A 25,556-nucleotide genomic window follows, 5' to 3' on the forward strand; every position below is an offset into this window, starting at 1 on the left:
GTTCTTGAAGGAGTCGTCATGAGCCAAGTCTTCGATGTCGCCGTCGTGGTCGGCAGCCTGCGCAAGGAATCCCTGAACCGTAAGGTCGCCAAGGCCTTTGTCCGACTGGCACCGGCCAACCTGAAGCTGGAGATCGTGGAGATCGGTGATCTGCCGCTGTACAACGAGGAACACGACAGCGCCACGCCGCCGGCCAGCTATACGGCTTTCCGCGAACGCATCCGCCGCGCTGACGCAGTGCTGTTCGTCACCCCGGAGTACAACCGCTCGGTGCCCGGTGTGCTGAAGAACGCCATCGACGTGGGCTCGCGCCCCTACGGCAAGAGCGCCTGGAACGGCAAGCCCTGCGCGGTGGTCAGCGCCTCGCCCGGCGCCATTGGCGGCTTCGGCGCCAACCATCACCTGCGCCAGTCGCTGGTGTTCCTCAACATGCCGGTACTGCAGCAGCCGGAGGCCTATCTGGGCGGCGCCGGCAGCTTCTTCGACGAGGCCGGGCAACTGTCCGAGAAAACCCAGCCCTTCCTGCAAAGCATCGTCGACGCCTTCGCCCGCTGGATCGAGCAGAACCAGCCGCGCTGATCAGCGCAGCGCCGGCCCCGCCGGCGCTTTCCCCCCGCAATTCCCCGTCCGATCTGTGCAGCCTGTCGCAGGCCGCCCAACGACGTCCGATTCCCCGCCGCTGCGTCTGGTCGCCCGGCGCTTCCCGCGCCAAGGTTCAGGGCCGCTTTCCCGCCCGGCCCCGCAATGCTCCTGCGCTACCTCACCCTTTGCTTCCCTGCCTTTGCGCTGCTCGCGGCGTGCAGTTCGCCGCCAGTGAAGAAAGACGTCGACGGCCAGGACTTCCACTCCGGCCAGCTGCTGCAGAACGATGCCAACCGAGCCGCCAACCTGGCCATGCGCGACAACCTGGAAAGCCTGTCGCTGTTGCTCGACAAGCTCTACAAGCGCAATCCCCGGGAATGGAAAAAGACCGGCGCCGCGACGCTGGACGCGGCGCAGCAGAAGGTCATGACGGCCATCACCGAGCAACAACCACTGCCGGGCCTGGACAACCGGAAATCCATCGCCGCCATGGCGCTGGCCTTCGCCCCGGACTTCGAGGGGGACCGCGCCGGCACGCTGATCTACGGGATCGGCAGCATGCTCTTCGAGCTCTACGGCGGCACCGACACCCAGCACCTGCTCAGCGGGCTGAACGCGCAGAAGACCGCCAACGCCGCGTGGAACATCGAGGTCGCCGCCTGGTTGCTGGCCAGCCGCACCGATGCCCAGGGCCAGCCGTTGCTGCTGTCCAACGAGATCAGCGCCGCCGGGCGCAACCTGTCCTTCGAGCGGGAATTCGGCCGCATGATCGGCCGCCTGGAACTGCTGGCGCAGATGACCCATGAAAGCCTGCGCCGCAGCGGCATCAACTATGTGCAGGGCATACTCGCCGCGCCGATCCTCGGCCTGGTGCAGTTCATTCCGCTGGACCAGGCCACCGCCGCGGCCGCGCAGTAGCGCCCCGCTCAGTCCTCCAGCAGGCGCGCCAGCCGCTGGCGCAGGTAGCGGTTCTCCGCGCGCAGCTCGTCCACCTCATCCAGCAGGCGCAGGGCCAGGGCGATGCCCGGCCAGTCCAACTCGAATTCGCGGCGCAGGCGCACGGCGCGGCGCACCACGCCGACCGCCCGGTAATCGAAGACCCAATGGCCGCCGCGCTGCTCGCAGGGCTCCACAATGCCCACCTCGACGATCTCGACGAGCACATCCCGGGGCAGGTTCACCGACTGGCAGAGCTCGTCGAGGTCCACCACCATCACTGTCGTCGTCATGCGCGTTTACCCCAATCGGCACGGGGATCGAAGGTCGCCTTGGCGGCCAGTTCTTCCCAGAGTTTGCGAGTCGCCTCGTCGGCGTTCTTCGGCATCACCACCTTGAGCACGGCGTAGAGATCGCCGGGCGCGGCGTCGCCCTTGTTCGGCAGGCCCTTGCCCTTGATCCGCAGGCGCTGGCCGGCCTGGCTCGAGGCGGGAATGCCGAGGTTGATCCGGCCGCCCAGGGTCGGCACTTCCACCTTGGCGCCCAGCGCGGCTTCCCAGGGCGCCACCGGCACGGTGACGACCAGGTCGCGGCCATCGACGTCGAAGATCGGGTGCGGCACCAGGCGGATCACCAGGTACAGGTCGCCCGCCGGCCCGCCGTTGATCCCCGCCGCGCCCTGCCCTTTGAGGCGGATGCGCTCGCCGTCGGTGGTGCCTACCGGGATCTTCACGTTCAGCGTCTTGCTCTGCGGCGGCAGCTTGCGGCCGTACTCGTCATAGCTGGGCAGGCTGAAGCTGATCGGCCGGCTGTCGCCGGAGAGGGATTCCTCGAGGAACAGTGGCACTTCCATTTCCACGTCCTGGCCACGGTGGGCGCGTGGCTGGCGCGCCCCCCCGCCGGCTCCGGCGCGGGCGCCGAAGATTTGCTCGAAGAAGTCGGAAAAATCCTGCTCGTGCCCCGGTGGCGGGCCGTCGAAGCCGCCGCGCGGCTGCCATCCGGGCGGCGCCTCGAACTGCGGCCCCTGCTGGCCGTATTTGCGCAGCTCGTCGTACTCGGCGCGCTTCTCCGGGCTCTTGAGCACTTCATAGGCTTCGGAGACTTCCTTGAAGTGCGCCTCGGCATCCGGCTCCTTGCTGACGTCCGGGTGGTACTTGCGCGCAAGTTTGCGGTAGGCGGTCTTGATCGCCTTCTCGTCGGCGTCGGGGGCTACGCCCAGGGCCGCGTAGTAATCCTTGAATTCCATCGGTATCGGTCACTCCTCACATGCGTTGGACCTGTCGGCGCCTGAATACAAGGGGATCGCGCAGGCAGCCGGAGCCGCTGCGCGCACAGCGAGGCGAACAGGTGGAAAAAGCGGGTTGTGCCTTACAGATGGAGACGGTGCGCCCGCTTTTCAACACTGCCCAGAAGCCTAGACGCTGATCCTGCACCGCATTTGCCGGGCCGACCTGATGCGGGTCATGGCATAGTCACTCTTCCCACTCCATCGCGAACTGCACAGGCCATGACTGCGCCCATCGACTCGTTCCGCCAGCCGCTGGACCCCGGCCAGGCTCTGCCGATCTACCGCCAGCTCTACGAGCGCATCAAGGACGCCATCGCCCGTGGCGCGCTGCGCCCCGGCGAGCGCGTGCCGCCGGTGCGCGGGCTGGCCGGCGACCTGGGGGTGGCGCGGGGCACGGTGGAGCTGGCCTACCAGTTGCTGACCAGCGAGGGCTACCTGCAGGCGCGCGGCCCGGCGGGCACCGTGGTCTCGCCGCAGCTCGCCGGGCGGACCTCACCGGCCCCGCCCGTGGTGCTCGACCCGGCCACGGTGGAACGCAGCCTGCCCGGGGTGATCGCCCACGGCCCGGCCATCCGGCCGCTGCAGCTCGGCCTGCCGGCGCTGGACGCCTTCCCCCGCGCACTCTGGTCGCGCCTGTGCGCGCGCCGCCTGCGCCAGCAGGGCGCGGCGACCCTGGCCTATCCCGAGCCCTGCGGCTACGGCCCGCTGCGCGAGGCGGTAGCCGGGTACCTGGGCATTTCCCGGGGGATAGTCTGCGATCCGGCGCAGGTGTTCATCTGCGCCGGCTACCAGGGCGCGCTGGACCTGATCAGCCGCACCCTGCTCGAACCCGGCCAGGGCTTCTGGCACGAGGACCCGGGCTACCCCCGTGGCCGCGAACTGTTGCGCCGCGCCGGCGGCGTGCCGGTTGCGGTGGCGGTGGATGGCGACGGCCTGCGGGTGGAGGACGGTATCACCCGCGCGCCGGACGCCCGCTTCGCCCTGGTCACGCCGTCGCAGCAGAGCCCTACCGGCGTCGCCCTCAGCCTGCCCCGCCGCCTGGCCCTGCTGGACTGGGCGGCCGGCGCCAACGCCTGGGTCATCGAAGACGACTACGACAGCGAATACCGCTACGCCGGCTTCCCGCTGCCGGCGCTGAAAAGCCTCGACCGCAGCGGCCGCGTGCTCTACACCGGCACCTTCAGCAAGGTCCTCTACCCGGCGCTGCGCCTGGGCTACCTGGTGGTGCCGCCGGCGCTGGTGGAAAGCTTCGTGCGCAGCCAGCAGGTGTTCGCCTCCGGCTGCGCCGAACTGCTGCAGGCGACACTCTGCGACTTCATGCAGGAAGGCCACTTCGCCCGCCACCTCAAGCGCACCCGCGCGCTCTACGCGCAACGTCGGCAGTGGTTGCGCACGGCGCTGGAGGCCCGGCTGGGCGAGCAGCTGCGTTTCGCCGATACGCCCGGCGGATTGAATCTGGTCGGTGCGGTGGACGGCGATGACCTGGCCATCGCCGCCCGCGCCCATGCCGACGGGCTGGGTTTGCAGGCGCTCAATGCCTGGTGCACGGAGGCGCGGCGGGAGCCGGCATTGGTGATGAGCTTCACCAATGTGGTGGACGAGCCGATGGCGGCGCGATTGGCGGAACGGGTGGCGAAGGTGATGGCGTAGGGCGGATAACGTTCGACGTTATCCGCCGATTGGCCTTAGTTGCCGAACGCGCGGGATTCGACCTGGGCACGTTTAAATCGTACGCCTGGCCCAGCTACGCGAGTGGGCGTGGAATGGGTGTAACGGCGTATAACCGCGAACGGTTATACGCCCTACAGTCGATCATCGGCGCGGGGCGGTAGAAAGAAAAAAGCCCCGCCGAGGCGGGGCTTTCGTTTACGGGTGCTGCCCCGTCAGGACGACAGGTACGCCGAGCGGGTCAGACCCAGGCGCAGCGCATCGAGGAACTGCGTGCGCTCGCGCGCGGTGAGCTTGGCCCCGGCGACCTTGTCGCGGTAGTGGGTCATCAGCTCCTCGGGCGACAGGTGCACGTAGCGCAGCATGTCCTCGATGGTGTCGTGGGTCTCGATGCCGGCGTGGTAGTAGCTGCCGTCGGCGTTCTGGTAGATGTTCACCGAGTCGGTGTCGCCGAACAGGTTGTGCATGTCGCCGAGGATTTCCTGGTAGGCGCCGACCAGGAAGGTGCCGATCAGGTAGTCCTCGCCTTCCTTCACGTCATGCACCGGCATGCTGGTCTCGATGCTCTGCTCGTCGACGTACTGGGTGATCTTGCCGTCGGAGTCGCAGGTCAGGTCCTGCAGCACCGCGCGGCGGGTCGGTTCTTCGCCCAGACGGTGGATCGGCAGGATCGGCAGCACCTGGCCGATGGCCCAGGTGTCGGGCAGGCTCTGGAACACCGAGAAGTTGCAGATGTACTTGTCGGCGAGCTTGTCGTTGAGCTCGTCGAGCACCTGGCGGTGCGAGCGCTGGTGGGCCTTGAGCTGGTTGTGCAGGCGGCGGCAGATGGCGAAGTAGCACTGCTCGGCCAGGGCCTTCTGCGCCAGGCTGATCTTGCCCTCGGCGTACTGCGCGGCGGCGTCGCTCATGTAGTGGGTGGCGCGCCAGTAGGTCTCGGTGACCATCTCGGCGTCGGTCGGGCCGAGCAGGTCGGCCAGCCACTGGACGATCTCCGGCTGTTCGGCCAGATCGGTGATCTTCGGCTGCTCGTCATTGTGCCGCTCGACGTCGGTCACCTGGGTGATCAGCACTGCGTGGTGCGCGGTCAGCGCACGGCCGCTCTCGGAGAAGATGTGCGGATGCGGCAGGCCCTGGGCGTCGCAGAATTCCTTGAGCATGCCCACCACCACACCGGCGTAGTCGTCGATGTCGTAGTTGATGGAGCTGGCATTGCGCGAGTGGGTGCCATCGTAGTCCACCCCCAGGCCGCCGCCGACGTCCACGTGGTCCACCGGCAGGCCGAGGGCACGCAGTTCGCCGTAGTAGCGGATGGCTTCCTTGAAGCCGTGCTGGTAGTCGGCCAGGTTGGCGATCTGCGACCCCATGTGGAAGTGCAGCAGGCGCACGCCCTGGTCCAGGCCGGCATCGCGGAAGCGTTCGACCACCGACAGCAGCTGCGCGGCGGACAGGCCGAACTTGGCCTTCTCGCCACCGGTGTCGGCCCACTTGGAGGACGCCAGGGAGGACAGGCGCACGCGCAAGCCGACCTGGGGCAGCACGCCCACGTTGGCGGCCTCCTCGATCACCAGCTGCACCTCGGATTCCTTCTCGATCACGATGAACACGTTGTGACCGAGCTTCTGCCCCATCAGCGCCAGCTTGATGAACTCGCGGTCCTTGTAGCCGTTGCAGACGATGGTGCCGCCCTTGGGCGCCAGCGCCAGCACGGCCATCAGTTCCGGCTTGGAGCCGGCTTCCAGGCCGATGGAGACATTCTGGGTGGCGATGATGCTTTCCACCACCGCTTCCTGCTGGTTGACCTTGATCGGGTACAGCGCGGTGTAGCGGCTGGTGTACTCCAGGCGCGCGATGTTGGCGTCGAAGGCGCCGGTCAGCTTGCGCACGCGGTCCTGCAGGATGTCCGGGAAACGCACCAGCAGCGGCAGCGACAGGCCGGCTTCGCGCAGCTGGTCGACCAGCCCGTGCAGATCGATCGGCTGGGCATTGGCGCCCTGCGGGCGTACTTCGACATTGCCGGCGTCGTTGATGGCGAAATAGCCGGCGCCCCAGTGGCGAATGCCGTAGATGCTGCGGCTGTCTGCCACGGTCCAGTTGCTGCCGTCGTCTTTGCGGGTCCGTCTAGCGGCCATGCGGGGTGGTCTCCTCAAGTGTCTCGAATGTATGCAGGCGCCCCGCCCGGCGAGCGGGTGAGTCGTCAAAGCCTAGTCGGCTGGTGTGACGTTGCCGTGTTGACCGCCGACGTTGGCGGTAAGTTTAGGAAAATCCGACGATGCGCCCAGTGCGCACCGATAAATCTCCCCTCTAGGGAAAGGGCTTGCCGGCCATGGGCGAATTGCGCATGGCCTGGAACCCCTTCTCTACAGAAGAGCATCTGTCGCTGGTGTCGGCTCAGCCGCCGGATTTCTTCGCCTTGAGGCCGCGCTTGCCCAGCTCTTCGAGCAGCAGGTCGACGTGGTCGCCCTGGATCTCGATGATGCCGTCCTTCAGCGCGCCACCCGTGCCGCAGCGCTTCTTCAGCGCGGTGGCCAGGTCTTTCAGCGCATCGGCCGCCAGCGGCACGCCGGTCACCGTGGTCACGGTCTTGCCGCCGCGGCCCTTGGTTTCGCGACGCACGCGAGCGATGCCGTCGCCGGCCGGAATCCCGGCCTGCTTGCAGATGCATGCGGCAATGGGCTGATTGCAGTCCGGGCAGTGCCGGCCGGCATCAGTGGAGTAGACGAGCCCGCCAAGGGCGGACAGGGAGGATGCTTTCTTGACCACCGGGCGTTTCCCCAGGATTGGCCTCTAAGGGCCAGGTCAACGAATGGCCGGCTGGCGCCGACCGCGACGCCCCACTCAGGCAGGGGCTGCGCAATTCCCGGCGGAGGACCCTGCCGGAAAGGTCGCGCAATTTAGCAGCATTGAAGGCAAATGCTAAGAGCAGAATTGCGTCATTGATCGGTAGTTTGGCGACATAGGGTGGCGACAGGAGTTTTGTGGGGGTTATTCACAACGCCACAGATCCGACCTTCACCGAGAAATCGAAGTCCCAGGCGCGCGATCGCCCCTTACAGGAGGCCCCTCGGCGGCACCATTTTCGGGGTTTGGCGGCATGGATGCCGCCAGAGCCGCGATGGGCCAGGGATGGCCCTTCGCGGCGTGCCCCAGAAATGGTGTTGTCGAGGGGGAACCCGGCGAAGCCGGGCCGGATGTCGGGGCAAGCCTTTTTGGTTCCTTTTGGGGCGTTTGCCAAAAGGGACTCGCCCGAGGGGGCGAAACAAGAAACATCCGAACAGGCCGATGCGGCGCAGAAACACTTATCCCGAAACGGCGGATAACGCCTGCGGCGTTATTCGCCCTACGCTTTTCAGAAGCTGACCAGATACTTGCGCAACGCCACCAACGAATCCGGGCAATACGGCGTCCCCGCCTTCGCCTCGGCCAGCACCTGGTGCGGGTCGATGAAGCGTGCCTCCATCACCTCCTCCGGCTGCAACTTGAGCGGCGCGTCGGAGACGGCGGAGAACACCGCGCACCAGAGACGGTTGTCCGGCTGGTCGAAGAAGAACGAGCCGTGCTCGCGCAACTCGACGCCGGAAATGCCCAACTCTTCTTCCAGCTCACGGGCGGCGGATTCGGCGTAGCTCTCGTCGGCCAGCACCATGCCGCCGGCGGCCGGGTCCCAGTAGCCGGGATAGATCGCCTTGCTCAGGGTACGGCGGTGCACGCACAGCTCACCGGCCGTATTGAACAACAGGATGAAGGTGCCCCGGCCGATCAGCCCGCGCTCGCGAAGCTCCGCCCGCGGCAGGCTGCCCTTGAGTTCATCGTCCCGATTAACCCAGGCGACCGACTCGGCGTCCGAAGCCGCCCGGTGGGCGGCTTCCTTGTCGCTGATCCCGTCCATCATCAGCCCTGGGCCAGCAGTTGGCGCAGGTCGATGATCGCGGCGTTGGCGCGGGAGATGTAGTTGGCCATCACCAGCGAATGGTTGGCCAGCACGCCGAAGCCGCTGCCATTGAGCACCATCGGGCTCCACAGCGGGGCCTGAGCGGCCTCCAGCTCGCGGATGATCTGGCGCACGCTGACGGTGGCGTTCTTCTTCGCCAGCACGTCGGCGAAGTCCACTTCGATGGCGCGCAGGATGTGCGACAGCGCCCAGGCCTGGCCACGGGCCTCGTAGAACACGTTGTCGATCTGCAGCCAGGGGGTCTCCTGCAGCTCTTCCTCGACCTGCGGCGCCTCGCCCGGCGCCACCGGCGCGGTGGGCTTGATGTTGGTGTTGAGCTTCACCCGGCCGACGCTGGCCGAGAGGCGCTGGGACAGCGAGCCCAGGCGGGTGGAAACGTCACCCAGCCAGTTGTTCAGGCTGTCGGCGCGGCCATAGAACTGCGCACCGGCCGGGTTCGCGGACAGGCGCACCAGGTAGCGGTCCAGCGACTTGATGCCTTCGGCGTACTCCGATTCGGAGGACGGCAGCGCCCAGCTCTTGTTGTCGAAGTTGAAGCGCGGCTCGGCCCGGGCCAGGTCCGCGTCCTCGGTAGACTGCGACTGGGAACGGGCGAAGTCCTTGCGCAGCGCACGGGACAGGTCGCGCACCTGGACCAGGGCGCCGTATTCCCAGCTGGGCATGTTGTCCAGCCAGACGCCCGGCGGGAAGATGTCGTTGGAGAGATAGCCGCCCGGCTTGTTCAGCAGCGTGGCGACCACTTCCTTGAGGGTTTCCACCGTGGTGTAGCCGACCACCATCTGCCGGCCGGCACGCTCGGCCGCGGCCTGGGCGTTCTGCTGCACGGGGAAGAGGTCGGGTTCCTGGCTCCAGTACCAGCCGATCACACCGCAGATCACCAGGTAGACGCCCAGCAGACCGCCGAGCACGCGGCTCAGCCAGGGCCCGCCGAAGTAGGCGCGCACGTCGTCCACCGAGTCATCGACGCGATCGCGCACGGAGCCGCGTTTCTTCCAATTCCACATGGCAAAGTCCTTAGCATCACGAAAACGAAGAGAGGTTGGACCCGATTCCGCCCCGGAGGTGCCCTGGCGGAACGGTCCTGCCGCGCAAGCATGCCGCACCCGGCGGCTCAGTGCAGCCCACCCTGCGCATGGTGCGCGGTAACGTCGCGAATTACAAAGCGCATGTCGTTTGACCGAAGGCACTGTTATTGCCATCCAGGGCTGGTAGCATACGGCCATCATTGTGTATCACGGTAGAAACACTCCGCTCGCACGCCCTCATTACGGACTGATAAAGAAGCGCGCCATGACCGAGCTCGACGATCCGCATCTCGACCGCCTCAAGCATCATTTCGCCCAGCGGGTGATTCACCAGGCCCGCCATCTGCTGGAGGTCTGGCAGCGTCTGTCGCGCTCGGAGTGGAGCAGTGCCGGGATGGCCGAGCTGGCCGAAGCCTGCCTGCGCCTGCAACGCTACGCCGAGCGCTTCGGGCAGGCCGAGCACGCCGACCTGGCCAAGGCCGTCGACCAGTGCCTGCGGGCCGTGCAGGACAACCGCGGGCGCCTGTCCAGCGGGCTGATCAGCGAACTCAACGGCCTGATGCAACGCCTGTCGCGCACGGGATTGCGCCACGGCGACCAGTACGAGCAGACCAGCCTGCCGCCGCTGCGCAAGCCGGTCTACCTGGCCCTGCAGGACCAGGACCGCGCCGAACGCCTGGCCCAGCAGCTGGAGTTCTTCGGCATGGCCGCGCAGCTCTGCGAAAGCGCCAACGCCTTCCGCGCCGCCATGGCCGAGCGGCATCCGGCGGCCATCGTGATGGAGATCAACTTCGCCGGCACGGGCCAGGGCCTGACGCTGGCCGACGAGGCCCAGGCCGGACTGCGGCAGAAGCTGCCGGTACTGTTCTTCAGCCACGAGGAAACCGACACCCCGACCCGCATGGCCGCCGCCCGCGCCGGCGGCCAGGATTTCTTCACCGGCGCGCTGGACGCCTCCGCCGTGCTGGAGAAGATCGAGACCCTGAGCCGCGTGGCGCACTACGAGCCATTCCGCGTGCTGATCGTCGACGACTCGCGGGCCCAGGGCGCGCACACCGAGAGGGTCCTCAACAACGCCGGCATCGTCACCCGCGCGCTCACCGTGCCGCTGTCGGTGATGGCCGAGCTGGCCGAGTTCCAGCCAGACCTGATCATCCTCGACATGTACATGCCCGAATGCCTGGGCACGGAGCTGGCCAAGGTGATTCGCCAGCACGAGCGCTATGTCAGTGTGCCGATCATCTATCTGTCCGCCGAAGACGACCTGGACAAGCAGCTCGACGCCATGAGCGAAGGCGGCGACGACTTTCTCACCAAACCGATCAAGCCGCGCCACCTGATCGCCACCGTGCGTAACCGCGCCGCCCGTGCGCGCAGCCTGCAGGCACGGATGGTGCGCGACAGCCTCACCGGGCTGTACAACCACACCCATACCCTGCAATTGCTCGACGACGCCCGTTTCCGCGCGCGCCGCGAGGGGCGGCCGCTGACCTTCGCGATGCTCGACATCGACCATTTCAAGCGGGTCAACGACACCTTCGGCCATCCCATGGGCGACCGGGTGATCAAGAGCCTGGCACTGTTCCTCAAGCAGCGCCTGCGCAAGACCGACCACATCGGCCGCTACGGCGGCGAGGAATTCGCCGTGGTGCTGCCCGATACCAGCGCCGACACGGCGCGTCGGGTGCTGGAGGAAATCCGCCAGCGTTTCGCCGAGATCCACTACCCCGCGCAGCCCGGCGACCTCACCTGCACCTTCAGTTGCGGCATCGCCCAGCTGGGCGAGGACATGGACATCAAGACCCTGGCCAAGCAGGCCGACGAGGCGCTGTACCGCGCCAAGCACGGCGGACGCAATCGGGTGGAGGTGTTCGGCTGATCGATCTGCGGCGCTCTGCCGCGCCGTTTTCGAGCAGATAATGGCACCTTGTCATCAGCCAGTAACGAAACTGCAATAGGGTCAGGGCTCGCCGTTTCCGCTGTCGGTCGAGACCTGCCATGCGCCTCAAGCTGCTGACCAACCTCAACACCTTCCTGCTCCTGCTCGTGTGCCTCGCGCTGGGCGCCACCCTGTGGTGGTCGCAGCGCGCGTTGGAGCGCCCGTTCACCCTGATGGACCGCTACCTGGAACTCTCCCAGGGCTTCGAGCGCAAGGTGGCGCAGAACATCCAGGCCTACCTGGGCAGCGGTGACGCACTCAAGCAGAAAGCCGCCCAGCAGGCATTGGACGAGCTGGCCGCGGAGCTGCCGCAACTGCCGGAGAGCCTGGGGCAACTGCTGGGCGCGAGCCTCGACGAGCTGCGCCAGTTCAGCGGCAACCAGTTGCTCGCCGCCGGCAAGCTGGCCGGTGATCCGCAGGGCCTGCTGCTGCAGGCCGAGCGCGACCTGCTGGCCGCCCTGGACCAGCTCGGCGCCTACGCCGACGCCAGCCAGAACCCCGCCGCCGCCGAGTACCGCACGCCCCTGCTGCAAGCCGGCCTGCACCTGACCCGCCTGGCCCACGCCCGCGCCAAACTGGTGGAAAGCGGCAACCCGGCGCTGGCCGAGGACATCCAGCGCGAACTGGACAGCCTGCGCCAGCTGGCCGAGCGCATCGATGCGCTGCCCCTGCTCGGCGTGCTTCAGCAGCAGGCCTCCGCCTCCGACGATTTCGCCGCCATGATGGGCCTGGACACCCAGCCCGCCGCCGAGCAGCAGAGCGAAGACCGTGGCGTCGGCCTCAAGCGCGACCTGGCCGGCGTGCTGCGCCGTTACCCCGATGAACTGGACCGCACCCGCCAGTTGATCGCCCAGCGCCAGGAGCTGGCCAACGCCACCGCCCAGCGCCTGGGCGCCGTGCAGCAGGCCCTGGCGACCCTGGAGCCGCTGGTGCGCGAGGAACGCTCGAAGATCCAGGCGCAGGTGCGGCTGATCCAGGGCGCGCTGATCGCCTTGATCCTCGCCACCGCGCTGCTCATCGACACCCTGCAGCGTCGCCTGGCCCGGGTGCTCGGCCAACTGGTGCCGGCCCTGTCGACCTGGGCGCGCGGCGACTTCGCCCAGCCCATCGCCCTGGCCACCCGCACCCGCGACCTGATCGAACTGCAGGAATCGCTGAACCGCCTGCGCGATTTCCTCGGCACCCTGGTCGGCACCATCCACCAGCGCGCCGAGGAAGTGGCCGGCAGCAGCCGCGCCCTGGCCGAACTCAGCGGCGGCCTGCACGCCGGCGCCGAGCGCCAGGCCAGCGACACCGGGGAAATCCGCGACGCCCTGGGCCACATGGAAGCCGCCATCCAGCAGGTGGCCGGTGACGCCATCCAGGCGGCTTCGGCCAGCCAGGCCGCTGGCGTGGCGGTGGAACAGGGTCAGCGGGTGATCGGCAATAGCCTGAGCGGCATGCGCGCGCTGGTCGATGAAGTGCAGAGCAATGCTCAGGCCATCGAGAACCTGGCCGAGGAATCGGCCACCATCGGCAATGTGCTGGGAGTGATCCGCTCCATTGCCGAACAGACCAACCTGCTCGCCCTCAACGCCGCCATCGAAGCAGCGCGTGCCGGCGAACAAGGCCGAGGCTTTGCCGTGGTGGCCGAGGAAGTACGCTCGCTGGCCCTGCGCACCGCCGGCGCCACGGAAGAAATCCAGCAGCTCACCGCGCGCCTGCAACAGGCCGCGCGGCAGTCGGTGGACGCAATGCGCAGCCAGGTCGAGCACGCGGAAGTCACCGCCAACCAGGCCGGCGCCGCCGAGGGCGCGCTGGACGAGGTGGTGGAGGCCATCCGCACCATCGCCAGCATGGCCGAACGCATCGCCGAGGGCTCCGCGCAGCAAAGCGGCGCGGTCAGCGAGATTCGCTCCCACAGCGAACGCATCCACGAACTGGGTAGCGAGAACCTGCGCCTGATCGGCCAGGGGCGCAGCCAGGGCGAGCAACTGCAGGAACTGGGCGGTGCGTTGCACACCGCCGTGCGGGCGTTCCGAGTGTGACGTAGGGCGTATAACGTTCGACGTTATACGCCGTTTAACCATGGCCGCCGTCCGCACTGGATTCGGCCAGGACGCGGCTCGGACGGGCGCCCGGCCCAACCTCGCGGCTAGGCGTCGGGACCGTGAATCGGCGTATAACCGCGAACGGTTATACGCCCTACGCTCGGGCTCGATCAGCGCTCGCCGAGCTTGTGCCGCGCCGCGTACAGGCAAACCATCTCCATCGCCAGGGTCGCGCCGGCCAGGGCGGTGATCTCGGCGTTGTCGTAGGGCGGCGCCACTTCCACCACGTCCATCCCCACCAGGTTGATGCCCCGCAGCGCACGGAGGATTTCCAGCGCCTGGTGCGAGCTCAGCCCGCCGCAGACCGGCGTGCCGGTGCCGGGAGCGAAGGCCGGGTCAAGGCAGTCGATGTCGAAGGTCAGGTACACCGGGTTGTCACCCACCCGCGCGCGGATGCGCTCGGCGATGGCCTGCGGCGTATTGCGATGCACCTCGCGGGCGTCCAGCACCTGGAAGCCCATCACGTCGTCGTTGGTGGTGCGCAGACCGACCTGCACCGAGCGCGACGGGGCGACCAGCCCCTCGCGGGCCGCGTGGTAGAACATAGTGCCGTGGTCGATGCGCTGGCAGTCCTCGTCCGGCCAGGTGTCGCTGTGGGCGTCGAAGTGGATCAGCGACAGCGGGCCGTGTTTCTTCGCGTGGGCCTTGAGCAGCGGGTAACTGATGAAGTGATCGCCGCCCAGGGTCAGCAGCGCGCAGCCGGCGTCGAGGATGCGCGCGGCATGGGCCTCGATGAGTTCCGGCGTTTCCTGCGGCACGCCGTGGTCGAAGGAGCAGTCGCCATAGTCGATCACCGCCAGGTGGTCGAAGGGATCGAACTCCCAGGGGAAGTGCCGGGCCCAGGCCATCTGCACCGAGGCGGCGCGAATGGCGCGCGGTCCGAAGCGGCTGCCGGGACGGTTGGTGGTGGCGGTGTCGAAGGGTACCCCGCTCACCACCAGGTCGACGCCGCGCAGGTCGCGGCTGTAGCGGCGGCGCATGAAGCTGGTGATGCCGGCGTAGGTGGATTCGGCAGCGGTGCCATAAAGGCTGTCGCGGGTGATGGCCTGGTCGTTGTCGTGGGCTTGATCCATGGCTTCCTCATCGGTGTTATCGGTTGATCACGAATGTTCCGGACGGTCACTTCCGTAGGGCGCATAACCTGGAACAGGTTATCCGCCGGCCTCTGGGCGGCGGATAACGCTGGCGCGTTATGCGCCCTACGAAAGCGCACGTATCGCAATGCTCGTCAGGTACGCGTGCGGAACGCCGACCACAGCCGCGTCCGCTCGCGCTGCTGCTTCAAGGTCAGCAACTGCTCGCCGAACAATTTCTGGCGCATGGCCACCGGCGGGTAGATGTCCGGATCGCCCGCCACCTCGGCGGTGAGCAGCGGCGTGGCCTTGAGGTTGGCGTTGGCGAAGTACAGGGTGTTGGTCAGCTCGGCGATGGATTCGGGGCGCAGCATGAAGTCGATGAAGGCACGGGCTTCCTGCGGGTGCGGCGCATCCGCCGGGATGGCCATGGTGTCGAACCAGATCAGCGTGCCTTCCTTGGGAATCCGGTAGATCACCTCGAACGGCTTGTTCGCCTGCTTCGCTTGCGCGGCACCCATCAGGGCGTCGCCGGTATAGGTCAGGGCCACGCAGAGGGTGCCGTTGGCCAGGTCGTTGATGTGCTTACCGCTGGCGACGTAGCGCACGTTGGGCTGCAGCTTGGCCAGCAGCTCGCGGACCTGGGCGAGGTCGGCCGGGTCGGTGCTGTAGGGCGGCTTGCCCAGGTAGTTCAGCGCGACGCTGATGACTTCCTGCGGCGAGTCGATCAGCGAGATGCCGCAATCGGCCAGGCGGCTGGCGTACTCGGGCTTGAACAGCAGGTCGAGGCTGTCCAGCGGAGCGCCGGGAATGCGCTTGAGCACCGCGTCCTTGTTGATGGCCAGCCCGACGGTGCCCCAGGTGTAAGGCACGCCGAAACGGTTGCCCGGATCGATGGCCGCGAGCTTGGCCAGCAGCTCCGGGTCGAGGTTGGCGAAGTTCTTCAGCTGCGCGTCGTCCACCGGCTGCACGGCTTTCGCCTGGATCGCCCGGGCCAGGCCGCTGCTGGCGGGGAACACCACGTCGTAGCCGCTGGCGCCGGTCATCAGCTTGCTGTCGAGGACCTCGGCGCTGTCGAAGGTGTCGTACTTCACGCGGATGCCGGTCTCGGCCTGGAAGCGCTTGAGCGCATCGGCGCCGACATAGTCCGCCCAGTTGTACAGGTTGAGCACCCGCTCCTGCGCCTGCAGGGGCAAGGCCAGGGTCGCCAGAAGGGCCCAGAAGAACGCACGCATGATCATCGCCTCGGGATTGTTGTGGTTATGGGGCGAGCATGCCGTGGGCTTTACTTTGTAAAAATACAAAGTTAATTACTTTGGCATTATCCATCGACAATGATTTGGAATGTCCGATGCTCAGCCAACTGCGCGACCTCGACCTGCAACTGCTGCGCCTGTTCGTCACCGTGGTCGAATGCGGCGGCTTCAGCGCGGCGCAAGGCGAACTGGGGCTGAGCCAGCCGAGCATCAGCATCCAGATGGCCAAGCTGGAGACGCGCCTGGGCTACCGCCTGTGCGAACGCGGCAAGGGCGGTTTCCGCCTGACGCCCAAGGGCGAACACCTGCTGCAGGCGACCCGCCGGCTGTTCATCGCCATCGAAGGTTTTCGAAACGAGGCCCATGGGGTCGCCGACAAGCTGCTGGGCGAGGTGCGCATCGGCCTGTCCGAAGCCCTCGACGAGCGGGTGCTGGCGCAGCTGTCCGAGGCAGTGCGGCGCTTCCGCCGGCGCAACGAGGCGGTCACGCTGGAACTGGTGACCACCACGCCCGCCGAGCTGGAACGCCTGCTGCTGCAGGACCGCCTGCACCTGGCCATCGGCTACTTCGCCGGCACCCAGGCGGCGCTGGAGCACGTACCGCTGTTCAGCGAGCCCCAGGGCCTGTATTGCGGAGTCGGCCACCCGGCCTTCGATGATCCGGCGGTCAGCCGCGAGTCCCTGGCCGATGCCGACGAGGTGCACCACCCCTATCGTTTCATCGCCGCCGACGAACCGCTGCAGACCCGCCGCAGCAGCGCGCGCTGCGAGCAGGTGGACGGCAGCCTGGCCTTCATCCTCTCCGGCGCGCACCTCGGCTACCTGCCCCGACACATCGCCACGCCCTGGCTGGAGCGCGGCCGGCTGCGCGAGCTGTTGCCCGACGAGCTGGGCTTCGACGTGGCCTTCAGCCTGACCCGCCACCGTGGCCGCCACCCCGGCGATGCCGAGCAGGCCTTCGCCAGCGACCTGCTGGCGGCTTTCGGCCGGCCCGCGTCTGATGGACGCAGCCGATAAACGGGAACCCGGACCCTGCGGCAGGTTCCGAACCGTCCGCTCATCTCTTGTCACAGCTCCTCCGGCAGTGCCATGGGCCGCGCCGGGAGCTTTCCGCTATCATGCCCGCCATTCCGTAGTCCGCGAGATGTCCATGCGCCGCCTGCTCACCCTGCTCCTGTTCCTCGTCGCCCTGCCCGCTTCCGCCGGCCTGTTCGACAAACCCGCCGACAAGGGCGGCTTCGCCGTCGGGCAACCCGCCAAGGGCGATTTCTTGCCGGTGGCCGAGGCCTTCCGCCTGAGCGTCGAGGACAGCGACAGCCAGCAGGTGAAGCTGCGTTTCATCAATGCCGACGGCTATTACCTCTACCAGCACCGCTTCAGTTTCAAGGTCGAACCGGCCGACAGCGGCGTAACCGTGGGCGAGGTGAAGCTGCCGCCGGGCAAGCAGCACCATGACGACTACTTCGGCGACACCGTCGTCTACTACGCCATCACCGACCTCGACGTGCCGCTGAACAACCCGCAGCACAAACCCTTCACCCTGGTCGTGAGCTACCAGGGCTGCGCCGACAAGGGCCTGTGCTACGCGCCGGAAACCACCCGCCTGCGGATCGCCGACGGCCACGCCGCCAGCGTGATCACCGCCGCTGCCGCAACGTCCGCCAGCGGCAGCGCTGCCAAAGCCGCGAGCGGCGACAACCCGCTGGCCAGCCTGCTGGGCGACCACGAGCCGGGCAAGATCAAGAAACTGGGCCGCGCCCTGGTGATCTTCTTCCTACTGGGCCTGGCGCTGACCTTCACCCCCTGCGTGCTGCCGATGCTGCCGATCCTTTCCGGCGTGGTCCTGCGCGGCCGCCCCGGTGGTGCTCGCGGCCTGGCGCTGTCGCTGGCCTACGTGCTGCCGATGGCCGCCTGCTACGCGGTGCTCGGCACCCTGATGGGCCTGTTCGGCGCCAAGCTCAACCTGCAGGCGATGCTGCAATCGCCCTGGGTGCTGGTGCCTTTCGCGGCCTTCTTTGTGGTCTTCGCCATTGCCATGTTCGGCGTCTTCGAACTGCGCCTGCCGGGTTTCCTGCGCGAACGCCTGGACAACATGGCCAACAACACCCGCGGCGGCTCCATCGCCGGCGCGGCGACCCTGGGCGTGCTTTCCAGCCTGCTGGTGTCGCCCTGTGTCACCGCCCCGCTGGCCGGCCTGCTGCTCTATATCAGCAGCACCGGCGATGCGGTGGGAGGCGGCCTGCTGCTGTTCTCCCTGGGCTTGGGCATGGGCACGCCGCTGGTGATCTTCGCCGTCGGCGGCGGCGCATTGCTGCCCAAGAGCGGCGCCTGGATGAACGGCGTGCGCAACGTCTTCGGCGTGATGCTGCTGGCGGTGGCCGTCTGGATGCTTGAACGCCTGGTTTCCGGCCCGGTGGCGCTGACCCTCTGGGGCACCCTGGCCGGCGGCGTCGCCATCGCCATGGGCACCCTCGAACTGGGACCGAAGAAGCCGCTGCAACGCGCCGGCCAACTGCTCGGTCTGATGTTGCTGGTCTATGCGGTGGTCGCCTGGACTGGCGCCCTGCGCGGCGAGTCCGACCCGATGCACCCACTGGGCCGCAGCACACCGGGCCTGCACGCCGGCCCGCCGACCTCGACGCCCGGCGACTGGCAGAACATCACCACGCCGGCCCAGCTCAACGCCGCCCTGGCCGGCGCCCAGGCTGCCGGACGGCCGGTGCTGCTGGACTGGTACGCCGACTGGTGCATCAGCTGCAAGATCATCGAGCGCCAGGTACTGCCGACCCCGGAGGTCCAGTCGCAACTGGCCGGATTCGTCCTGCTGCGCTTCGACATGACCGCCAGCACCGAGGAACAGCGCGCCCTGCTCGACCGCTTCAACCTGTTCGGCCCGCCGGCCATGCTGTTCTTCTCGGCAAAAGGCGACGAATGGAGCGATCTGCGCATCATCGGCGAGACGGACGCGGCCACCCTCGCCGAACGCTTGCGCCAGGCCACTTCGCGCAGCTGAGTGATCCAGCCCCTCGCACTGCAATAGTTTTGCCGTAATCGGCTGGCAACATGCCGACATCTACGGCAAAACCTGCATGACTGGACAGTCACGCAGGCTTTCCGGCATAGTCCCGCCCTATCTTTTTCCGCCTAAGAGAAGGACAAGAGCATCCAGATGGCGACCTTACTGGTACTGCACGGGCCCAACCTCAACCTGCTGGGCACCCGCGAGCCCGACAAGTACGGCTCCGTCACCCTCGAGCAGATCAACCAGGACCTGGAGCGCCGCGCCCGCGAGGCCGGCCACCACCTGATGCACCTGCAGAGCAACGCCGAGTACGAATTGATCGACCGGATCCACGCCGCGCGCAACGAAGGCGTGGACTTCATCCTCATCAATCCGGCCGCGTTCACGCATACAAGTGTCGCCCTACGTGACGCATTGCTCGCAGTGAGCATCCCATTCATCGAAGTGCACCTTTCCAACGTGCACAAACGCGAACCTTTCCGGCATCACTCCTACTTCTCCGACGTGGCGGTAGGGGTGATCTGCGGCCTGGGAGCCACAGGCTATCGCCTGGCCCTGGAGTCCGCCCTTGAACAACTTGAACGCCCGTGACCTCACCTGGGAGTGCGAACACTGATGGACATCCGTAAAGTCAAGAAACTGATCGAACTGCTCGAAGAATCCGGTATCGACGAGCTGGAAATCAAAGAGGGCGAAGAGTCCGTACGCATCAGCCGCCACAGCAAGAGCGCTGCGCAGCCGATCTACGCCGCCGCCCCGGCCTACGCTCCGGCCCCTGCCGCAGCCGCTCCGGCCGCTGCCGTAGCTCCCGCTCCGGCTGCCGAAGCCGCTCCGGCTGCTCAGGCGCTCAACGGCAACGCCGTGCGCTCGCCGATGGTCGGCACCTTCTACCGCGCAGCCTCGCCGACTTCCGCCAACTTCGTCGAAGTCGGCCAGAGTGTGAAGAAAGGCGACATCCTGTGCATCGTCGAAGCCATGAAGATGATGAACCACATCGAGGCTGAGACCAGCGGCGTGATCAGTCAGATCCTCGTGGAGAACGGCCAGCCGGTCGAGTTCGACCAGCCCCTGTTCACCATCGTCTAAGCCGCGGGGAACCTGCGATGTTGGAAAAAGTACTGATCGCCAACCGCGGCGAAATCGCGCTGCGCATCCTGCGTGCGTGCAAGGAGCTGGGCATCAAGACAGTGGCCGTGCACTCGACCGCCGACCGCGAGCTGATGCACCTGTCGCTGGCCGACGAAGCGGTCTGCATCGGTCCGGCCCCGGCTGCGCAGTCCTACCTGCACATCCCGGCGATCATCGCCGCGGCCGAGGTCACCGGCGCCGTGGGTATCCACCCCGGCTACGGTTTCCTCGCCGAAAACGCTGACTTCGCCGAGCAGGTCGAGCGCTCGGGCTTCACCTTCATCGGCCCGAGCGCCGATGTCATCCGCCTGATGGGCGACAAGGTGTCCGCCAAGGACGCCATGAAGAAAGCCGGCGTTCCGACCGTACCGGGCTCCGACGGCCCGCTGCCGGAAGACGAAGAGACCGCGCTGGCGATCGCCCGCGAGGTTGGCTACCCGGTGATCATCAAGGCCGCCGGCGGCGGTGGTGGTCGCGGCATGCGCGTCGTGCACAACGAGGAAGACCTGATCAAGTCCGCCAAGCTGACCCGCACCGAAGCGGGCGCGGCCTTCGGCAACTCGATGGTCTACCTGGAGAAGTTCCTGACCAACCCGCGTCACGTGGAAGTCCAGGTTCTCTCCGACGGCCAGGGCAACGCCATCCACCTGGGCGACCGCGACTGCTCCCTGCAGCGCCGTCACCAGAAGGTGCTGGAAGAAGCCCCAGCCCCGGGCATCGACGAGAAGGCCCGCGCCGAAGTGCTGGCCCGCTGCGTCCAGGCCTGCGTGGAAATCGGCTACCGTGGCGCCGGCACCTTCGAGTTCCTCTACGAGAACGGCCGCTTCTACTTCATCGAGATGAACACCCGCGTGCAGGTGGAGCATCCGGTGTCGGAGATGGTCACCGGTATCGACATCGTCAAGGAGATGCTCAGCATCGCCTCGGGCAACAAGCTGTCGATCCGCCAGGAAGACGTGGTCATCCGTGGCCATGCGCTGGAATGCCGGATCAACGCCGAAGACCCGAAGACCTTCATGCCGAGCCCCGGCAAGGTGAAGCACTTCCATGCGCCGGGCGGCAACGGCGTGCGTGTGGATTCGCACCTGTACAGCGGCTACGCCGTACCGCCGAACTACGACTCGCTGGTGGGCAAGGTCATCGCCTACGGCAAGGACCGCGATGAAGCTCTGGCGCGCATGCGCAATGCCCTGGACGAGCTGATCGTCGATGGCATCAAGACCAATACCGAGCTGCACAAGGATCTGGTCCGCGACAAAGAGTTCTGCAAGGGTGGCGTGAACATCCACTACCTGGAGAAGAAGCTGGGCATGGACAAGCACTAAACGCTTGTCGAAAGTCTGCCTTTCTCGCTCCACCACAAGGGCTGCCTCCGGGCGGCCCTTGTGCTTTGCGGCCCCCGCACGCTGGCATGGCAAGGTGCCGTGCAGTAAGCTTGCCGCCTTTATCTGCGGGCCGTCCAAGCGGCCCGTTTTCTTTCGAGCAGCAACGTCCAGCACCATCGAGGTACCGCCCATGCCCTGGCTTCAAGTTCGACTCGCCATCACCCCGGAACAGGCGGAAACCTATGAGGACGCGCTGCTGGAAGTCGGCGCCGTCTCGGTGACCTTCATGGACGCCGAAGACCAGCCGATCTTCGAGCCGGACCTGGGCACCACCCCGCTCTGGAGCCACACCCACCTGCTCGCCCTGTTCGAGGCCGACACCGACGAGACCGCGCTCATCGCACACCTGTCCCTGCTGACCGGCGGCGAGCTGCCGCAGTACCAGATCGAGCGCATCGAGGACCAGGACTGGGAACGCAGCTGGATGGACAACTTCAAGCCGATGCGCTTCGGCCGCCGCCTGTGGATCGTCCCCAGCTGGCACGACGCACCGGAGCCGGACGCGGTGAACCTGCTGCTTGACCCGGGCCTGGCCTTCGGCACCGGCACCCACCCGACCACCTCGCTCTGCCTGCAGTGGCTGGATGGCCAGGAGCTGGCCGGCCAGTACGTGCTGGACTTCGGCTGCGGCTCGGGCATCCTCGCCATCGCCGCACTGCTGCTGGGCGCCGAACGCGCCGCCGGCACCGACATCGACCCGCAGGCGCTGGAAGCCTCGCGCGACAACGCCTCGCGCAACGGCATCGACCCGGCCAGGTTCCCCGTCTACCTGCCCGCTGATCTGCCAAAGGAGCCGGCGGACGTGCTGGTGGCGAACATTCTGGCCGGTCCGCTGGTCACATTGGCAGAGCAGCTCACCGGACTGGTCAGATCCGGTGGCCGGCTGGCCCTCTCGGGCATCCTCGCCGAACAGGCCGAGGAAGTGCGCGCGGCCTATGCCGGAGCCTTCGAACTCGACCCCACCGCCGAGCAGGAAGGCTGGATCCGCATCACGGGTCGCCGCCGCTGACTGCCCGCCGCAAGGGGCTTGGGTTAGACTAACCGTTTGTTTTTCCGCCGGACCGCCGCATGAGCGACAGCTTCATCACACAGTGCCCCCATTGCCAGACCCGCTTCCGCGTCAACTCGGCGCAACTGGGCGCGGCCAGCGGTGCTGTGCGCTGCGGAACCTGCCTGAAGGTGTTCAACGCCCCGCAGAACATGCTGGACGAGCCGGCATCGGCTCCGACCCTGACGACCGTGGTTCCGCCCCCCGTCGCTGCGCCGAAGCCCGAGCCAGAGCCCGTGCCGGCACCCAAGCCCATGGTAGAGCCGGCGCCCCCGGCCCCCGCGCCTGCCGCTGTCGTTCCGGGAAAGCCGCAACCATCGCCCGCCCCCGGCACGGCAACCCTCGGTTGGCCGCTGGCACCTCATGCCGCACGGCACTCCAGTGATGTCGCGGAAAAGCCCGCCATCCCCGAGCCCAAGGTGGAAGCCAAACCGGCCATCCTGCCGGAGCCCGAGCCGGCACCTGCAGCAGTCGCCACCCCGGTAGCGGCAACGCCGGCGCCAGCCCCCGATGAGCCAGCCAAGGCCGCCGCGAAGAAAGAAGAAACACTGTGGATTCATGACGACCTGGACCTGGACAGCCTCAACCTCGATGAAGAGCTGGCCAAGCTGGACGAGTTCGAGCTGTCCCAGGAATTCCTCAGCATCGATCGCGCTCCCGCCCCCAGCGAGGCCCTGCAGGTCCAGCAGGAAGAGCAGCGCGACCCGCACGACGAACGCTGGGCCGAGGTCCTGCTGCAGGCGGAACAACCCAACGGCAATCGCGCCGCCCGCCAGGAGCCCAGCCTCGGCCAGTTGCCGACCGAGGAACCGGAAGAACCCGCGCCCAGCGCTCGCCTCGTGGCCGACCAGGAGCCCGAGGAAGCGCCCGAAGAAGAACTCGACGAAGAACCCCGGATCACCCCGGCGCCACTCAGCGCCGTGGACGACGAGGAAAGTCTGCCCGCCTTCAGCGCCCGCCGCGACGACGACGAGCCCGAGGACGCCGAGGAAGACTGCGACGACGAACCCGCCACCGACCCGCGTGCCGACGGCGGCCGCGCCGAACCCGAACTGCGCGGCGACGGCCTGCAGGACCTGAGCGACGAGCCGCTGCAACTGGACTGGCAGAAACCCAAGCGCCGCTGGGGTCGCCGCCTGTTCTGGCTGCTGCTGATCCTGCTCGCCCTGATCGGCCTGGCCGGGCAGTACATCGCCTACCATTTCGAGGAACTGGCCCGCCAGGACCAGTACCGTCCCTGGTTCGCCCAGGCCTGCCCGGAACTGGGCTGCACCCTGCCCTCCAAGGTGGACGTGGAGCAAATCCGCAGCAGCAACCTGGTGGTGCGCAGCCATCCGGACTTCAGCGGCGCCCTGGTGGTCGACGCGATCATCTACAACCGCGCCAGCTTCTCGCAGCCTTTCCCGCTGCTGGAAATGCGCTTCGCCGACCTGAACGGCCAACTGATCGCCAGCCGCCGCTTCAAGCCCAGCGAATACCTCTCGGGCGAGCTGGCCGGGCAGAGCGAAATGCCGCCGCAGACGCCGATCCACATTTCCCTGGACATCCTCGACCCGGGTCCGAAGGCAGTGAACTACAGTCTGAGCTTCCACTCGCCGGAATAATCCGGCGAGTAGCCCAGAAGGCCGTCCGGCGCCAGTTCCGCTCGTCTTCCTACCCTGGGTGATAAGCCTCGAGCTGTTCAGAATTTATCCAAATTCGCCTTTATCCGGTCACCGAGAGCGGGTATCATGCCCTCCCTTTTTTGCTAGCACCGGTGGCAGGCCCCGAAACGCACCCGCGAGTTTTACAGCGCGCGGCGCCTGAGGTGTTCCCGCCCCATTAACCATGGAACTCAGGTCGGTGGTACGCATCGGCTCCTACACACTGCCCAACAGACTGATCCTGGCCCCGATGGCCGGCGTCACCGATCGTCCGTTCCGCCAACTGTGCCGCCGCCTCGGCGCCGGCATGGTGGTCTCGGAAATGGTCACCAGCGACGTCCGCCTGTGGAATAGCCGCAAGTCGCGCCTGCGCCTGCAGCACGACAATGAAGATCAGCCGCGTTCGGTGCAGATCGCCGGCGGCGACCCGCAGATGCTCGCGGAAGCCGCCCGGTGCAACGTGGAGCTCGGCGCCCAGATCATCGACATCAACATGGGCTGCCCGGCAAAGAAGGTGTGCAACAAGGCCGCGGGCTCCGCGCTGATGAAGGATGAACGGCTGGTGGCCGACATCCTCGAGGCGGTGGTCGCGGCAGTAGAGGTTCCCGTCACCCTGAAGATTCGCACCGGTTGGGACCGGTCGAACAAGAACGGCGTGACGGTGGCACGGATCGCCGAACAGTCGGGGATCCAGGCGCTGGCGGTGCACGGCAGGACCCGCGCCGACCTCTACACCGGCGAAGCGGAGTACGAAACCATCGCTGCAATCAAGCAGGCGGTTTCCATTCCGGTCTTCGCCAACGGTGATATCGATTCGCCGCAGAAGGCACGGCAGGTGCTCGAGCTGACCGGGGTGGACGCCCTGCTGATCGGCCGCGCCGCCCAGGGCAGGCCCTGGATCTTCCGCGAGATCGATCATTACCTGGGCACCGGCGAGACATTGCCGGCGCCGAGTCTGCACGAGGTGGAGAGCATCCTGCTCGAACACCTCGCTGCATTGCATGCGTTTTATGGGGAAGACATGGGTGTGCGAATTGCCCGCAAGCACGTGGGTTGGTACCTCGCCACCCTGCCGGGCGCGGCGGAGTTCCGCACCCAGTTCAATCGTTTGCAGGACACGGATGCACAAAGCGCCAGCGTCAGGCAGTTCTTCGCCGAGCGCCACAATAACGGAGAAGGGGTGGCCGCATGACAACGATGACCGAGACATTAGTGAGTGGAATGACACCCGTGAGCGACAACACCAACCTTAAGCAGCACCTGACCACTCCGACGCAGGAGGGCCAGACCCTCCGCGACAGCGTGGAGAAGGCACTGCACAACTATTTCGCCCATCTCGAAGGGCAGCCGGTCACGGACGTGTACAACATGGTGCTTTGCGAAGTCGAAGCGCCGCTGCTGGAAACCGTCATGAACTACGTGAAGGGTAACCAGACCAAAGCCTCCGAACTGCTGGGGCTGAACCGCGGGACCCTGCGCAAGAAACTCAAGCAGTACGATCTTCTCTGACAGGTGGCAGGCGCGA

At 67.0% G+C, this 25,556-nt stretch carries 22 protein-coding genes; 14 read left to right on the plus strand and 8 right to left on the minus strand.

Annotated elements, in window-relative coordinates; translation table 11 throughout:
* The first annotated feature begins 18 nt into the window (after nucleotides 1-18).
* Nucleotides 19-579: an NADPH-dependent FMN reductase gene (locus ACNFBT_RS12830; RefSeq protein ID WP_416749829.1), complete on the plus strand. Its 561-nt coding sequence runs from the start codon at nucleotides 19-21 to the stop codon at nucleotides 577-579.
* A gap of 165 nt (nucleotides 580-744) precedes the next feature.
* Nucleotides 745-1,500: a hypothetical protein gene (locus tag ACNFBT_RS12835; RefSeq protein WP_416749831.1), complete on the plus strand. Its 756-nt coding sequence runs from the start codon at nucleotides 745-747 to the stop codon at nucleotides 1,498-1,500.
* Between the two features lie 8 nt (nucleotides 1,501-1,508).
* On the opposite strand, the gene ACNFBT_RS12840 is transcribed toward ACNFBT_RS12835, so the two are convergent.
* Both ACNFBT_RS12840 and cbpA read right to left on the minus strand, forming a co-directional pair.
* Nucleotides 1,509-1,811, minus strand: coding sequence for a chaperone modulator CbpM (locus ACNFBT_RS12840; protein ID WP_416749833.1), 303 nt, complete (start codon nucleotides 1,809-1,811; stop codon nucleotides 1,509-1,511).
* Nucleotides 1,808-2,764, minus strand: coding sequence for a curved DNA-binding protein (gene cbpA / locus ACNFBT_RS12845; RefSeq protein ID WP_416749835.1), 957 nt, complete (start codon nucleotides 2,762-2,764; stop codon nucleotides 1,808-1,810). Before cbpA ends, ACNFBT_RS12840 begins: the two co-directional genes overlap by 4 nt.
* A gap of 261 nt (nucleotides 2,765-3,025) precedes the next feature.
* Between cbpA and ACNFBT_RS12850 the strand changes: the two genes are divergently transcribed.
* Entirely contained in the window at nucleotides 3,026-4,456 is a 1,431-nt protein-coding gene (locus ACNFBT_RS12850; RefSeq protein ID WP_416749837.1) for a PLP-dependent aminotransferase family protein, read from the plus strand.
* Between the two features lie 233 nt (nucleotides 4,457-4,689).
* Here the strand turns inward: ACNFBT_RS12850 and speA are convergent, their stop codons facing one another.
* The 4 genes from speA to ACNFBT_RS12870 form a co-directional block, all read right to left on the minus strand.
* Entirely contained in the window at nucleotides 4,690-6,603 is a 1,914-nt protein-coding gene (gene speA, locus ACNFBT_RS12855) for an arginine decarboxylase (protein WP_416749839.1), read from the minus strand.
* A 259-nt stretch (nucleotides 6,604-6,862) separates the two neighbouring features.
* Entirely contained in the window at nucleotides 6,863-7,234 is a 372-nt protein-coding gene (locus ACNFBT_RS12860; protein ID WP_416749841.1) for a translation initiation factor Sui1, read from the minus strand.
* A 586-nt stretch (nucleotides 7,235-7,820) separates the two neighbouring features.
* Nucleotides 7,821-8,363: an NUDIX hydrolase gene (locus ACNFBT_RS12865; RefSeq protein ID WP_416749843.1), complete on the minus strand. Its 543-nt coding sequence runs from the start codon at nucleotides 8,361-8,363 to the stop codon at nucleotides 7,821-7,823.
* Nucleotides 8,363-9,427: a DUF2333 family protein gene (locus ACNFBT_RS12870; RefSeq protein ID WP_416749845.1), complete on the minus strand. Its 1,065-nt coding sequence runs from the start codon at nucleotides 9,425-9,427 to the stop codon at nucleotides 8,363-8,365. Before ACNFBT_RS12870 ends, ACNFBT_RS12865 begins: the two co-directional genes overlap by 1 nt.
* Before the next feature lie 286 nt (nucleotides 9,428-9,713).
* Here ACNFBT_RS12870 and ACNFBT_RS12875 point away from each other — a divergent pair, with 286 nt between their 5' ends.
* The gene (locus tag ACNFBT_RS12875) at nucleotides 9,714-11,327 is read left to right on the plus strand and encodes a diguanylate cyclase (protein WP_416749847.1); all 1,614 of its coding nucleotides are present in this window, start codon (nucleotides 9,714-9,716) and stop codon (nucleotides 11,325-11,327) included.
* 1,499 nt (nucleotides 11,328-12,826) lie between these two features.
* Nucleotides 12,827-13,414, plus strand: a complete 588-nt coding sequence (locus ACNFBT_RS12880) for a methyl-accepting chemotaxis protein (protein ID WP_416750110.1) — start codon at nucleotides 12,827-12,829, stop codon at nucleotides 13,412-13,414.
* Between the two features lie 173 nt (nucleotides 13,415-13,587).
* On the opposite strand, the gene speB is transcribed toward ACNFBT_RS12880, so the two are convergent.
* Both speB and ACNFBT_RS12890 read right to left on the minus strand, forming a co-directional pair.
* A complete protein-coding gene (gene speB / locus ACNFBT_RS12885) occupies nucleotides 13,588-14,550 on the minus strand; it encodes an agmatinase (protein WP_416749849.1) in 963 nt (320 codons plus the stop codon).
* A gap of 155 nt (nucleotides 14,551-14,705) precedes the next feature.
* Complete coding sequence (locus ACNFBT_RS12890; RefSeq protein ID WP_416749851.1) at nucleotides 14,706-15,791, minus strand: polyamine ABC transporter substrate-binding protein; 1,086 nt, start codon at nucleotides 15,789-15,791, stop codon at nucleotides 14,706-14,708.
* A 110-nt stretch (nucleotides 15,792-15,901) separates the two neighbouring features.
* Between ACNFBT_RS12890 and ACNFBT_RS12895 the strand changes: the two genes are divergently transcribed.
* The 9 genes from ACNFBT_RS12895 to fis all read left to right on the plus strand — a co-directional run bounded on the left by ACNFBT_RS12895 (nucleotide 15,902) and on the right by fis (nucleotide 25,540).
* Complete coding sequence (locus ACNFBT_RS12895; RefSeq protein WP_416749853.1) at nucleotides 15,902-16,822, plus strand: LysR family transcriptional regulator; 921 nt, start codon at nucleotides 15,902-15,904, stop codon at nucleotides 16,820-16,822.
* Nucleotides 16,823-16,955: 133 nt separating this feature from the next.
* Nucleotides 16,956-18,818 carry a protein-disulfide reductase DsbD gene (locus ACNFBT_RS12900; protein WP_416749855.1) on the plus strand — a complete coding sequence of 621 codons (1,863 nt, stop codon included), beginning with the start codon at nucleotides 16,956-16,958 and terminating at the stop codon, nucleotides 18,816-18,818.
* 156 nt (nucleotides 18,819-18,974) lie between these two features.
* Entirely contained in the window at nucleotides 18,975-19,418 is a 444-nt protein-coding gene (gene aroQ, locus ACNFBT_RS12905; protein ID WP_015479055.1) for a type II 3-dehydroquinate dehydratase, read from the plus strand.
* A gap of 24 nt (nucleotides 19,419-19,442) precedes the next feature.
* Nucleotides 19,443-19,913, plus strand: a complete 471-nt coding sequence (accB, locus tag ACNFBT_RS12910) for an acetyl-CoA carboxylase biotin carboxyl carrier protein (RefSeq protein ID WP_416749858.1) — start codon at nucleotides 19,443-19,445, stop codon at nucleotides 19,911-19,913.
* Nucleotides 19,914-19,930: 17 nt separating this feature from the next.
* Nucleotides 19,931-21,280, plus strand: a complete 1,350-nt coding sequence (gene accC, locus ACNFBT_RS12915) for an acetyl-CoA carboxylase biotin carboxylase subunit (RefSeq protein ID WP_416749860.1) — start codon at nucleotides 19,931-19,933, stop codon at nucleotides 21,278-21,280.
* A gap of 190 nt (nucleotides 21,281-21,470) precedes the next feature.
* The gene (gene prmA, locus ACNFBT_RS12920; protein ID WP_416749862.1) at nucleotides 21,471-22,349 is read left to right on the plus strand and encodes a 50S ribosomal protein L11 methyltransferase; all 879 of its coding nucleotides are present in this window, start codon (nucleotides 21,471-21,473) and stop codon (nucleotides 22,347-22,349) included.
* A 59-nt stretch (nucleotides 22,350-22,408) separates the two neighbouring features.
* Nucleotides 22,409-23,992 (plus strand): DUF3426 domain-containing protein, encoded by a 1,584-nt coding sequence (locus ACNFBT_RS12925; protein WP_416749863.1) that lies wholly within the window; start codon nucleotides 22,409-22,411, stop codon nucleotides 23,990-23,992.
* Between the two features lie 223 nt (nucleotides 23,993-24,215).
* Nucleotides 24,216-25,223, plus strand: a complete 1,008-nt coding sequence (gene dusB, locus ACNFBT_RS12930; protein ID WP_416749865.1) for a tRNA dihydrouridine synthase DusB — start codon at nucleotides 24,216-24,218, stop codon at nucleotides 25,221-25,223.
* Entirely contained in the window at nucleotides 25,220-25,540 is a 321-nt protein-coding gene (gene fis, locus ACNFBT_RS12935) for a DNA-binding transcriptional regulator Fis (RefSeq protein WP_275608834.1), read from the plus strand. Before dusB ends, fis begins: the two co-directional genes overlap by 4 nt.
* Nucleotides 25,541-25,556 lie beyond the last annotated feature (16 nt).

Source organism: Pseudomonas sp. NY15181 (assembly GCF_048068055.1).
In the GTDB taxonomy this organism is placed as follows: domain Bacteria; phylum Pseudomonadota; class Gammaproteobacteria; order Pseudomonadales; family Pseudomonadaceae; genus Pseudomonas.